At 49.9% G+C, this 12,670-nt stretch carries 11 protein-coding genes and 1 riboswitch; of the genes, 8 read left to right on the top strand and 3 right to left on the bottom strand.

Features of this window, described 5'->3' with window-relative positions; all coding sequences use genetic code 11:
• The first annotated feature begins 165 nt into the window (after nt 1-165).
• A riboswitch (M-box (ykoK) riboswitch) is annotated at nt 166-349 on the top strand.
• Nucleotides 350-404: 55 nt separating this feature from the next.
• The gene (locus KQJ19_RS18770; RefSeq protein ID WP_016154873.1) at nt 405-1,418 is read left to right on the top strand and encodes a magnesium transporter; all 1,014 of its coding nucleotides are present in this window, start codon (nt 405-407) and stop codon (nt 1,416-1,418) included.
• Between the two features lie 38 nt (nt 1,419-1,456).
• Here the strand turns inward: KQJ19_RS18770 and KQJ19_RS18765 are convergent, their stop codons facing one another.
• Nucleotides 1,457-2,650 (bottom strand): NAD(P)/FAD-dependent oxidoreductase, encoded by a 1,194-nt coding sequence (locus KQJ19_RS18765; RefSeq protein WP_016154874.1) that lies wholly within the window; start codon nt 2,648-2,650, stop codon nt 1,457-1,459.
• A 229-nt stretch (nt 2,651-2,879) separates the two neighbouring features.
• On the opposite strand from KQJ19_RS18765, the gene pitA reads away from it, so the two are divergent.
• Entirely contained in the window at nt 2,880-4,379 is a 1,500-nt protein-coding gene (pitA, locus tag KQJ19_RS18760; protein WP_016154875.1) for an inorganic phosphate transporter PitA, read from the top strand.
• A gap of 64 nt (nt 4,380-4,443) precedes the next feature.
• Here pitA and uspB read toward each other — a convergent pair whose 3' ends face one another.
• A complete protein-coding gene (gene uspB, locus KQJ19_RS18755) occupies nt 4,444-4,779 on the bottom strand; it encodes a universal stress protein UspB (RefSeq protein WP_003023371.1) in 336 nt (111 codons plus the stop codon).
• Between the two features lie 393 nt (nt 4,780-5,172).
• Here uspB and uspA point away from each other — a divergent pair, with 393 nt between their 5' ends.
• Entirely contained in the window at nt 5,173-5,610 is a 438-nt protein-coding gene (uspA, locus tag KQJ19_RS18750) for a universal stress protein UspA (protein ID WP_003023368.1), read from the top strand.
• 281 nt (nt 5,611-5,891) lie between these two features.
• Nucleotides 5,892-7,364 (top strand): dipeptide/tripeptide permease DtpB, encoded by a 1,473-nt coding sequence (dtpB, locus tag KQJ19_RS18745; RefSeq protein WP_216403974.1) that lies wholly within the window; start codon nt 5,892-5,894, stop codon nt 7,362-7,364.
• Nucleotides 7,365-7,564: 200 nt separating this feature from the next.
• Here dtpB and KQJ19_RS18740 read toward each other — a convergent pair whose 3' ends face one another.
• Nucleotides 7,565-8,068 (bottom strand): Rrf2 family transcriptional regulator, encoded by a 504-nt coding sequence (locus KQJ19_RS18740; RefSeq protein WP_016154877.1) that lies wholly within the window; start codon nt 8,066-8,068, stop codon nt 7,565-7,567.
• A gap of 232 nt (nt 8,069-8,300) precedes the next feature.
• On the opposite strand from KQJ19_RS18740, the gene KQJ19_RS18735 reads away from it, so the two are divergent.
• The 4 genes from KQJ19_RS18735 (at nt 8,301) to KQJ19_RS18720 (ending at nt 12,665) form a co-directional block, all read left to right on the top strand.
• Entirely contained in the window at nt 8,301-9,500 is a 1,200-nt protein-coding gene (locus tag KQJ19_RS18735) for an NAD(P)/FAD-dependent oxidoreductase (protein ID WP_216403973.1), read from the top strand.
• A 451-nt stretch (nt 9,501-9,951) separates the two neighbouring features.
• On the top strand, nt 9,952-10,761 hold the full coding sequence (locus tag KQJ19_RS18730; RefSeq protein ID WP_016157691.1) for a sorbitol-6-phosphate dehydrogenase subunit: 810 nt from the start codon (nt 9,952-9,954) through the stop codon (nt 10,759-10,761).
• Between the two features lie 30 nt (nt 10,762-10,791).
• Nucleotides 10,792-12,240: a PTS mannitol transporter subunit IICB gene (locus KQJ19_RS18725; protein WP_181220956.1), complete on the top strand. Its 1,449-nt coding sequence runs from the start codon at nt 10,792-10,794 to the stop codon at nt 12,238-12,240.
• Nucleotides 12,237-12,665 (top strand): PTS sugar transporter subunit IIA, encoded by a 429-nt coding sequence (locus tag KQJ19_RS18720; protein WP_047501384.1) that lies wholly within the window; start codon nt 12,237-12,239, stop codon nt 12,663-12,665. The genes KQJ19_RS18725 and KQJ19_RS18720 overlap by 4 nt, the downstream gene beginning before the upstream one ends.
• The last annotated feature ends 5 nt before the right edge of the window (nt 12,666-12,670 follow it).

Genomic DNA, 12,670 nt, shown 5'->3' with positions numbered 1-12,670 from the left:
CTATTGAATACTAACACCTGGATTCAATATGTCTATTCGGTTGTAGTTTCTACTTCAGCCCTATCGCGCTCTGGCACAGGGAATATTTCGTATATCAACGATTGATAAACATTCACAACTATAAACATAATCAATAATTAGACATCGCTATAATAGTGGCTCATTTACCGATCTCGTTATGGCGAGGCTCCTGTACAAATACAAGTTACCGCCCTGCTGGTATCGAGAGAGGCCACTCAGGGAAATACAGGCATCCATCGAATCAAGGTGTTGCCAAGGTAACTTCTGACGATTTCACCATCGGGCAGATACGTTGTTCAGTGCTAAAACCAGGACGTAGGGATCCGCCTGCGCTAACCCTGTCTTGTTCGCCCCTATGAGAGATTTTTATAGGGAATTACACCATGTCATCTATGCCACTCTGCGCCGCCCATCATCCTATGCCGGATTTCAATGGCGATGCTATCGCGCAATATATGCGCACCGATTTTATTACCCTGCCGGATCATCTCAGCGTGAACGGCGCTCGTGAATACTTTGTCTCCCAGCTCACAACGGATGATATTCCAGGCCAGGTCTTTGTTGTAGCTGGAAAAGCGCTGCGCGGGGTGTTATCCATTAAGCGCTTATTGCAGGAAAAAGATACATCGCTGAACATCAACCATCTTACGGACAGTTGTTTATTTCATGTAAAGCCAGATGATGAACGGGCACAGGTCGTTGCCGAGTTAGCCGAACGCGAACTCGATCTGGTGGCTGTCGTTGAGAAAGGTGAGCTGGTCGGTTGTCTGATGGAAAAAGAGATCGCTCATCTACAGGAAGATGATGTTACCGAAGATGTTCAGCTTCAGGGGGCAACGTTGCCGCTGGAAAAACCCTACCTGGAGATTAGCCCGTGGACATTGTGGAAAAAACGTTCTGTCTGGCTACTGCTACTTTTTGTCGCAGAGGCCTATACCAGCAGCGTTCTTCAACATTTTGAAGAGGCGCTGGAATCTGCTATTGCACTGGCCTTTTTTATTCCACTATTAATTGGTACTGGCGGCAACAGCGGTACGCAGATCACCTCAACGCTGGTACGTTCAATGGCGCTGGGAGAAGTACGGCTGCGCGATATGGGTCGGGTGATCCGCAAAGAAGTTTCAACTTCGCTGCTGATCGCCCTGACGCTGGGTCTGGCAGGCTGCTTGCGCGCGTGGATGATGGGTATCGGAGTGGAAATCACGCTAATCGTCAGCCTGACGCTGGTTTGCATTACGTTGTGGAGCGCCGTGGTGTCATCAGTGATCCCCATGGTGCTCAAGCGTATCGGCATTGATCCCGCCGTGGTTTCCGCCCCGTTTATCGCCACGCTTATCGACGGTACTGGGTTGATTATCTACTTTAAAATCGCCCAGTATTTTCTTGGTCTGAACTAATGATAACGCCCGGCAGCCCAGGTTGTCGGGCACCACGGTCAGGCAGGTGTCAAATCCTGCGCGCATGCCCAGGCGCTCGACCACGCCCACTGGAAGTTATAGCCACCCAGCCAACCGGTGACGTCCATGACTTCGCCGATAAAGTAGAGTCCCGGCACTTTGCGCGCTTCCATCGTGCGCGATGACAGCTCGTTGGTATCGACGCCGCCCAACGTGACTTCAGCGGTACGATACCCTTCCGTACCGTTCGGCTGCACCCGCCACTCGGTCAGCGTCTCAACCAGCGTTTGCTGATCGCGCACATTAAGCTGCTTCAGCGAGACATCCGGGATTTGCCCTAACTGCTGTAAACATTCCACCAGACGCTTTGGCAACTGCATTGCCAGGGTGTTCTTTAAGCTTTGATTAGGGTGTGCGCTACGTTGGTCATCGAGGAAGCTTGCGAGGTCAACATCCGGCAACAAATTAATGCTGACAAATTCACCTGGCTGCCAAAAACTGGAAATTTGCAGCACGGCCGGACCAGAAAGCCCGCGGTGCGTAAAGAGCAGGTTTTCACGAAATACGGTGCCGTCCTCGGCGGTGATAACGGAAGAGACGGATACGCCAGAGAGCACCTGAAGCTGCTCCAGTAGCGGCTTATGTAAGGTGAAAGGCACCAGACCTGCGCGCGTAGGCAAAACGTTCAGGCCGAACTGTTCCGCAATTTTATAACCAAACGGCGTCGCGCCCAGACCCGGCATAGAGAGACCACCGGAGGCAATAACCAGCTTTTTCGTGCCGACACTCATCCCATTCAATTCCAGGACAAAATCGTCACCATCTCGCTCAACGCTCAGGATTTCGCTACGTAACCGCATAGTTACGTTACCTTTTTCACACTCATCCACCAGCATATCGACTATTTGCTGGGCGGAATCATCGCAGAAAAGCTGGCCTAGCGTTTTTTCATGCCAGGCAATACCGTGCTTACCCACCAGATCGATAAAATCCCACTGTGTATAACGCGCCAGCGCCGATTTGCAAAAATGCGGGTTTTGGCTCAAATACGCAGCCGGCTCGACATAAAGGTTGGTAAAGTTGCAGCGGCCCCCGCCAGACATGAGAATCTTGCGCCCGGGCTTTTTACCATTATCAATTAGCAGTACGCGACTACCTGCTTGTCCTGCCTGCGCGGCACAAAACATACCCGCTGCGCCAGCGCCTATAATAACGGTATCAAACCTTTCCACGTTGCGATCCTCTCTAAAAAGCGGGAGTGAATTGTAAAGATTCCTCAGTGGTCGCACCAGCACCAAACTACCGATAAAGGGTATTTATCTGAAATATATAGGATAATTCTTTAGTGGTGTAAAACAAAGCAGGAGACAAATCAAAAAAACTCTATATTTCACTTTGCCCGCGCCGCCAAAGTCACTGATAATGCGCCGCGTTCATGTCCTCAAAATGGCGTAACGTCCTATGCTACATTTGTTTGCTGGCCTGGATTTACATACCGGGCTTTTACTATTGCTTGCTCTGGCTTTCGTGCTGTTCTACGAAGCAATTAATGGCTTCCATGATACAGCCAATGCTGTCGCAACTGTGATCTATACCCGTGCAATGCGTTCGCAATTGGCGGTGGTCATGGCTGCGGTGTTCAACTTCTTTGGTGTTTTGCTGGGCGGTCTCAGCGTGGCGTATGCCATCGTGCATATGTTACCAACGGATCTGCTGCTTAATATGGGATCGTCACATGGCCTCGCCATGGTGTTCTCCATGTTGCTGGCGGCAATTATCTGGAACCTGGGTACCTGGTACTTTGGTCTGCCTGCATCCAGCTCCCACACGCTGATTGGCGCCATTATCGGTATTGGTTTAACCAATGCGCTGATGAACGGCACCTCGGTGGTGGATGCACTTAACATCCCGAAAGTTATCGGTATTTTTGCCTCGCTTATCATCTCACCCATTGTCGGTCTGGTGGTTGCAGGTGGTCTTATTTTCATTCTGCGCCGCTACTGGAGCGGTACGAAAAAACGTGCCCGTATCCACCTGACGCCGGCAGAACGTGAAAAGAAAGACGGAAAGAAAAAGCCGCCGTTCTGGACGCGTATTGCACTGATCCTCTCCGCTATCGGCGTGGCGTTCTCCCACGGCGCGAACGATGGTCAGAAAGGCATTGGTCTGGTGATGCTAGTGCTGATTGGCGTAGCGCCAGCAGGTTTCGTGGTGAATATGAATGCTTCCGGTTACGAAATTACCCGTACCCGCGATGCAATCAATAACGTCGAAGTCTTCTTCCAGCAGCGCCCTGACCTGCTTAAACAGGCCACAGGCGTAGACCAGCTGATTCCGTCCCCGACGGACGCGGCGCCAGCGACGCCGACCGAGTTCCATTGCCACCCGGCGAATACCATCAACGCGCTGGAACGTGCGAAAGGTATGCTGGCAAATCTGGAAACCTACGACAAGTTAAGCGTCGAACAGCGTGGTCAGTTGCGCCGTATTATGCTGTGCATCTCTGATACCACCGATAAAGTGGTTAAGCTGCCTGGCGTAAGCGCTGACGATCAGCGTCTGCTGAAGAAACTGAAATCTGACATGCTGAGCACCATTGAGTACGCGCCTATCTGGATCATTATGGCCGTCGCACTGGCGCTGGGTATTGGTACGATGATTGGCTGGCGTCGCGTGGCAACCACTATCGGTGAGAAAATCGGTAAGAAAGGCATGACCTATGCCCAGGGGATGTCGGCGCAGATGACCGCCGCAGTCTCTATCGGTCTTGCCAGCTACACCGGTATGCCCGTTTCCACCACACACGTTCTCTCCTCTTCCGTTGCGGGAACGATGGTTGTTGATGGCGGCGGTTTGCAGCGTAAAACGGTGACCAGCATTCTGATGGCCTGGGTCTTCACCCTGCCAGCAGCAATTCTTCTTTCCGGCGGGCTGTACTGGCTCTCCCTGAAGCTTATCTAAGCGAATGCGCGGTAAAAAAGCGGGTCAGGAAACTGGCCCGCTTTTTTTGTATCTGTCGTTGGAATCAGTGCCAGATAATCAGCGCAACCATGCTGATTAGCACCAGGCCGCATAGCGCGCTGGTGAGAATGAACTGACCGCGAACCCGCTCACAGCGGCGAATAAATTCATCATCATGATGATCGCGGTAACGCTGAGCGTAGATATACCACACCAGACGCATCTGCTTGTTCGGTTGCCCATGCGAGGTAAAAAAGCCCCCTCCATCTACATACTGGTAAAGCAATGGATCGCAACCACGAAGTACCACTAGCAGTGCGCGTAGCGAAGAAAAATAGCGCGCCATATTAACAATGCAAACGACACATAAAGCCCAGAACAATGCAATGGTGCTTATCATACCCCCTCCCCGGCGACCCGCCCACGGAACTCCTTTCCGGGACTACCGCTCCCCGATACCCTGCCAAACCATTCAGTGAAGAGTACTGAAGAAACCGTTCGTATTAGTATCACGCATTCGAACGCCCCTCTAGATAGTGTAGGAGATTAGTTAATTTTTTTGCCAGAAGGTTAATCGCTATCAATGCAATTAACTAAAAAATTTGTTTAACTGCTTGGCAAGCAAGGCGGATTGACGGATTATTCTGGTCGCTATAATGTAAGGATAGTCCTTATATGGTACGTTTTTACGACTGGGCTAGCCCCGCGCACAAGGTTCGCAGGACGCGGATGACGCGGCGGCAGAGAAACGCCAGCAGGCTAGTCATCGACAACTTATGGAAGGAGTAACACTATGGCTTATAAACACATTCTTATCGCGGTTGATCTTTCTCCGGAAAGCAAAGTTCTGGTTGAAAAAGCGGTCTCTATGGCGCGGCCTTACAATGCTAAAGTTTCCCTTATCCACGTTGACGTAAACTATTCCGACCTGTACACCGGCCTTATCGACGTGAATCTGGGCGACATGCAGAAACGCATTTCTGAAGAAACCCACCACGCGTTAACCGAGCTGTCCACCAACGCAGGCTACCCTATCACCGAAACCCTGAGCGGTAGCGGCGACCTGGGTCAGGTTCTGGTTGATGCCATCAAAAAATACGACATGGATCTGGTCGTTTGTGGTCACCACCAGGATTTCTGGAGCAAACTGATGTCCTCCGCGCGCCAACTGATCAACACCGTCCACGTCGACATGTTGATTGTTCCGCTGCGTGACGACGAAGAAGCATAAAATGCTTGCCGCCGGGATATAGCCCGGCCTGCTGCAAGTAGTTAAGCCTGTAAACGCCCGCCTGTGCGGGCGTTTTTGTTTTTATCATTCGGACACAATTAGTACATCAATCCAACAAACAAATCATAATTAGTGTGATCAACTAATTGGATCGAAAACCATCTCTATAATACTCTACTCTAGCGGCTAATAGCCGCAGTCTATAACAAAATAAGACTTTTTCGGCGCGTTTAAGCATACGCGTTCATACTTTTCGGGATGGCTTTGAAAGGCGATGGAATATGAATAAAACTGCACCTACGGGCTTGCTGCAGCAACCTCGTCCGTTCTTCATGATCTTCTTTGTAGAATTATGGGAACGATTTGGCTATTACGGCGTTCAGGGCATCCTGGCGGTATTCTTTGTTAAGCAGCTAGGATTTTCACAGGAACAGGCATTTGTCACCTTTGGTGCCTTTGCTGCGCTGGTCTACGGCCTGATCTCGATCGGCGGCTACGTCGGCGACCACCTGTTAGGCACCAAGCGCACGCTGGTTCTCGGTGCCATTGTGCTGGCAATCGGCTACTTCATGACCGGGATGTCGCTGCTCAAGCCCGATCTGATCTTTGTTGCTTTGGGTACCATTGCCGTCGGTAACGGGCTGTTTAAAGCCAACCCGGCAAGCCTGTTGTCAAAATGCTATCCACCAAAAGACGCCCGTCTGGACGGTGCTTTCACCCTGTTTTATATGTCGATTAACATCGGTTCGTTGCTGTCGCTGTCGCTGGCGCCGGTGATTGCCGATAAGTTTGGCTACGCGGTGACCTACAACCTGTGCGGGGCCGGGCTTATCGTCGCGCTGCTGGTCTACTTTGCCTGCCGTGGAATGGTAAAAAATATCGGTTCTGAGCCAGACCATAAGCCGCTGAATTTCCGTAATCTGCTGTACGTGCTGGCCGGTACGGTAGTGATGGTATTTGTCTGCGCCTGGCTGATGCACAACGTGCAGATTGCCAACCTGGTGCTGATCGTCTTGTCGATTGCCGTGACTATCATCTTCTTCCGTCAGGCATTCAAACTGGATAAAACCGGGCGCAACAAGATGTTCGTGGCCTTCATCCTGATGCTGGAAGCGGTTGTGTTCTACGTGCTGTACGCGCAGATGCCGACATCGCTGAACTTCTTTGCTATCAATAACGTGCACCATGAAATTCTCGGTTTCGCCATTAACCCAGTGAGCTTCCAGGCGCTGAACCCGTTCTGGGTGGTGCTGGCAAGTCCGGTACTGGCCGCGATCTATACCCGTCTGGGAAACAAAGGCAAAGACCTGACTATGCCGATGAAATTTACGCTCGGTATGTTCCTGTGCTCGTTGGGCTTCCTGACGGCAGCCGCTGCCGGGATGTGGTTTGCGGATGCGCAGGGGCTGACGTCGCCGTGGTTTATCGTGCTGGTATATCTGTTCCAGAGCCTGGGTGAACTGCTGATTAGTGCCCTGGGACTGGCGATGGTCGCCGCTCTCGTGCCGCAGCACCTGATGGGCTTTATTCTCGGGATGTGGTTCCTGACGCAAGCCGCCGCCTTCCTGATGGGCGGGTATGTCGCCACGTTTACTGCCGTACCGGAGAACATCACCGACCCGCTGCAAACTCTGCCGATCTACACCAACGTCTTCAGTAAGATAGGCCTGGTCACCCTGGCTGTCACGGTGGTGATGGCGATTATGGTGCCCTGGCTGAACCGAATGATTAATACGCCAGATAGCAGTAAATAAGCTTTTTTTAACATTAACCGCGAGTCACATCGCGGTTTTTTTTGCCTTTTAAGTCCTGCATTGTAAGAGCGTAGTTTATACAAACAGGTCATCATGAATGGACATGACCATGAACGATATTGCGTTGATTAAGACTTCGGTCTTATCACGCCAGCGGAAAGCGCTTCTCACCGAGGATGAGCACCGGGCATTTTCAATCGCTACCCTTTGCGCGCGTTAATCCACTCCTGAACTTCGACCACAAAAGTGTCCGGCGCTTTGCGGTACATTTTGCGCGCCAAATCCAGAATCGTATGCTGACCGAGCGCTTCTTCCATTCGCTGCTGAGCCATATCCATTACCGAGCGCACACCACAAATGCCTTCACAGGCCCACTCCGGCGGATGCTCCTCAAATACCGCCAGCCGCTGGCGAATTTCACGACACTCAAAGATGCGCTTATCGCCATCAATGGCATTCACCACGTCCAGCACCGTAATGTGTTCAGCAGGTTTAGCCAACTGGAAACCGCCGCCCTTTCCCTCAATGCTGCGCACCAGGCCCGCTTTCGACAAACGGGTGAAAATTTTCGCCAGGTAGTCGTACGGCACGCTTTGCAGCTCGGCAATTTCCCGCACGCTCATATCCCGCGCGTCGCCCTTGCTGTCGACCATACACATCAGGCTATGAATGCCGTACTCAACCCCGGAACTGTAAAATGCCATTCTCTTATCTCAGCCAAAATGAATCTGAGTTAATTGTAGCTTTTTCGTCTCATTCATTCCAGACAGCAGCACAACCCATATTTATATAAAAACTTTAATCATATATTTATCAAATAGATAATTAAACACCCTACGACATCAGGACAAAAAGGATCCTGATCGCATTGCAATTCTTAACTACGACAAATAAAATCCGAGTAAATTATTCGTAGTCACCAGAGAGAACCCCCCAATGCGTAAACGAATTCTGATCGTGGGCGCCGGCTTTGCCGGTATGTGGGCAGCATTAAGCGCCGCACGACTGGCGGATAAACATCAGCAGGCCATTGATATTACAGTAATTGCACCACAGCCAGAGCTGCGTGTCCGCCCACGCTTTTATGAACGCGCCGTACAAACCCTGGTCGCCCCGCTGCAACCCTTGTTTGACGTTACCGGCGTCAATTTCCTGCAAGGTCACGTCGAGCAGATCATCCCGGACTCTAAAGAGGTGAGCTGGAAAGATGCCAACGGAGAAATTCATCTGCGCCGCTACGACCGCCTGGTACTCGCCAGCGGGAGTCACGTTAACCGCGACGCCGTTGTCGGTGCAGCCGAGCATGCGTTTGACCTCGACCAGCTCGAGAGCGCCACCGCACTGGAGCAGCACATTACAGACCTGGCATTACAGCCGGAAAGTGAGACTCGCAATACGGTGGTGGTCTGTGGCGGCGGCTTTACCGGGATTGAGATGGCGCTGGAATTACCTGGTCGTCTGCGTGAGATTCTGGGTGCCGATGCTAAGACCAGAGTGGTCGTAGTTGAACGCGGTGCTCAGCCTGCCGGGCGCTGGAGCCAGGAATTACGCGACGTGATAATCGAAGCCTCCGCTGAACTGGGCATCGAATGGTTGGTAAATGCAGAAGTAGAAAGCGTGGATGCCGGCGGCGTAACGCTGAAAGATGGGCAGGTTATTGCCTCTCAGACAGTTATCTGGACCGTCGGCGTGCAGGCCAATAGACTGACAGCACAGATTAACGCCCCGCGCGATCGACAGGGCCGCCTGCATGTGAATGTCAATCTGCAGGTCGTGGGTCATGATGATATCTACGCCACTGGCGATGTGGCCTACGCCGCCACCGATGACAAAGGCAACTATGCGTTAATGACCTGCCAGCACGCTATTTTGTTGGGTAAATTTGCCGGTAATAACGCCGCTGCAAGCCTGCTGGGAGTAGAACCTTCACCGTACCGTCAGGAGATGTACGTCACCTGTCTGGATCTCGGCGCGTGGGGTGCGGTGTATACCGAAGGATGGGATCAGCAGGTCAAACTCACTCGCGCAGAAGCGAAGAAACTGAAAGTCTCGATTGTCAGTGAACTGATTTATCCGCCGAAAGCGGAAAGAGCCGTCGCATTTGAGATGGCTGACCCATACGCACCGTTTGTCTAACCTCCAGTAAACATAGTCTTCCTGACGGACAATCACTCTGTCAGGAAGTCGCCAGTGCCATACAACCTCCCCAGCAATGCCCCATCAGTTATATACATGGTTCTTTATCAATTATTCCCCTCAATTTTAATCACGCATAAAGACGCATTAAAAAAGCAAACGTGCAAATAAACGCATTAATGAATCGATTAACAATCGTACACACCAGAAATGCGATCCTTTACGCAAAACACAAGAAATATAAGCAACCAACTGAATTAAAAGAATTTAAAATGTATCCTGTGATTAGCATCGCAAAAATCAACGATCTTCGTAGGCAATGCGTTTTTCTGCGCATAGATTATAAACACGCAAAAAACCGCATCAACATGTAAACAATATGCTGCGGGCATCGAATGTCAAATACCCAGGCAGCTGCTGTCAGTCAATCGTGAAAAATGGGAGAACGTAAATGGATCAAGCAACAAAGTGGTTGGATCTTTCCGGTAAAGTCGTGGTCGTGACGGGTGGCAGTATGGGCCTGGGTGAAAAAATGGTTGAGAATCTCTACGCCAACGGTGCAACCGTGGTTTATGCCGATTTATCACCCAATAAAAACTTCAGCCAGTTCGACGACATCATCTTTATCAAATGCGATGTGACCAAAAAAACAGAAGTTGAGCAGCTCACGGCCTCAGTGGTAAAGAGGTTTGGTCATATAGACGGTTTAGTCAACAATGCTGGTGTCAGCCGTCCACGCCTGTTAGTCGATGTATTTAAGGAAAAACCAGAATATGAACTGAGCGAAGATGATTTCGACTTTATGGTCAATGTTAACCAGAAAGCTGTTTTTCTGGTATCGCAGTCCATTGGGCGCCAGATGGTCGAACAAGAATCAGGCGTCATTATCAATATGACTTCTGAAGCTGGTGTTCAGGGTTCACGCGGGCAGAGCTGCTATTCCGCAACGAAAGCCGCCGTTAACGCCTTCACATTTTCATGGGCGAAAGAGTTGGGCCCCCACAATGTGCGCGTTGTTAGCGTTGAGCCAGCCATCAATGTACCAACGCCAATGAACAGCGAAGCCAATTTCCGGGCGCTGGCTTACACACGAGGAACCGATCCAAATCATGTTCATAAAGACTATAAAGGCATTATTCCTCTTGGTCGTCCGGGGAAACTTGAAGAGATTGCCGACCTGATCTCTTTCCTGGTTTCCGATCATTCTTCTTATATCACCGGGTCCGTAATCAATATTACCGGCGGTAAATCGCATCATTAATCACTCATCAATATAAGAATGGAGCCGACCATGGGGAATAGTCGAATTGCCAATAGCCCTGCGTTAGCAAAAATTAGAAAGTTTGGTGGAGTTATGAGCGGCATGGTTATGCCGAATCTGGGAGCGTTTGTGGGATGGGGGTTAATGGCCGCCATCTTTATCCCTAATGGCTGGTTCCCTAATGAAAAATTAGGTGAAATGGTTGGCCCAATCCTGAATTACCTTTTTCCATTACTGATTGGCTATACCGCAGGATATAACATCCACGGTCAACGTGGAGGGGTCATTGCTGCATTCGCGACAATGGGCGTTATTGTCGGGTCCGAAATCACGATGATCAGTGGGGCGATGGTCATGGGGCCACTCTCTTCCTGGCTGTTGAAGAAATTTGACCAAAAAGTGCAGGACAAAATTAAGCCGGGATTTGAAATGTTCGTCAATAATTTCAGTCTCGGAATTATTGGCCTGATATGCGCTATTTTCGCCTATATGACCGTTGGGCCGGTTATCCGCCTGCTGATTGTCATTATCACGTCAGGGGTAAACTGGTGTACCAGCAATAATTTACTCCCTTTACTGTCCGTGTTTATGGCGCCCGCTCAGGTTCTGTTCCTGAATAATGTGGTTAACCACGGCATTCTCGCACCAATTGGTTTCGCCCAGGTTCCCGAACTGGGTAAATCAATCATGTTCCTGGTGGATACCAATAATGGCCCACTGCTCGGAACATTAATGGCGATAGCCCTGTTTGGACGTGGGCGCGCGAAGAAAACAGCACCGATGGCGATGTTTATTGCAGGTATAGCGGGGATCGGTGAAGTCTATTTTCCATTTGTGCTGGCAAATCCATTACTGGTATTCGCCACAATGGGAGGACTTGCCGTCTCCTTATTCTTACAAGTCATCATGGAAGGCGGGTTGATCGGCGTTGCATCTCCAGGCAGTTTAATCGCTATCGCCATGATGACGCCGAAAAGCGCCATCGTTGCCAATCTGGTGTCCATCAGCGCAGGATTTATCGTGTCATGCGCGCTGGGCTGGTTAATACTTAAAATCAGCCCCGGTTCAGAAGATGATGATGAAAGCCCAGTGACTGTCGGCGGGCGTCAGGTTAAATCTGTGGCTGATTTTGTCCCAGGCTTATCCAATACAAACGTAAAAAAGGTGCAACGTATATTGGTCGCATGTGATTCCGGGATGGGATCTAGCGCAATGGGCGCTTCTGTTCTACGTAAACGACTACAAGAAGAAGGGCTCGGCTATATTAAGGTTATTAACGATTCAGCAAACCGAGTGGGTAGAGACTACGATATGGTAATTACTTTATCTGGGCTCCTTGAGCGCGCAAAATTAAGCTGTGAAAACACCGATACTGTGTTTATGACCGTTAATAACTTTATTAAGTTGAGTGATTATGACGAAACAGTTGCGTTTATAAAATCGCATAATCATGAAAACCATGAAGAGGTGCCAGCATGAGTGACATCTTTATCCCCGAGAACATTATTCTTAATGCACATGCCAACGATAAATTTGAAGCTATAACCCTTACTGGAAATATTCTGAGAATGAATGGCTATGTGACAGATAAATACGTTCAGAGAATGAAACTCAGAGAGGAGATTGTTTCAACTTATTTAGGCAATGGTTTAGCAATACCACATGGTACCGATGGTTCAGATTGCGAAATCATTAAGTCAGGCATTTCTTTAGTACAGTTTCCTGACGGTATAGACTTTGGTGATGGAAATACTGCCTATATAACCATAGGTATCGCGGGTAAAGAAGGCGAACATATGGACTTGTTAAATAAAATCGCCTTAATTTGCATTGAAGAAAAGAATGTTCAGGCATTACGAACCGCTAATTCCATAGAATATATTTTACAAGTGCTAAACATCTAAGATAT

It is taken from the genome of Citrobacter sp. S46_ASV_140 (assembly GCF_018919545.1).
Taxonomy (GTDB): Bacteria; Pseudomonadota; Gammaproteobacteria; order Enterobacterales; family Enterobacteriaceae; genus Citrobacter; species Citrobacter braakii.
The sequence above is the reverse complement of the archived record's forward strand: the minus strand, read 5'-3'. Positions and strand labels throughout refer to the sequence as shown.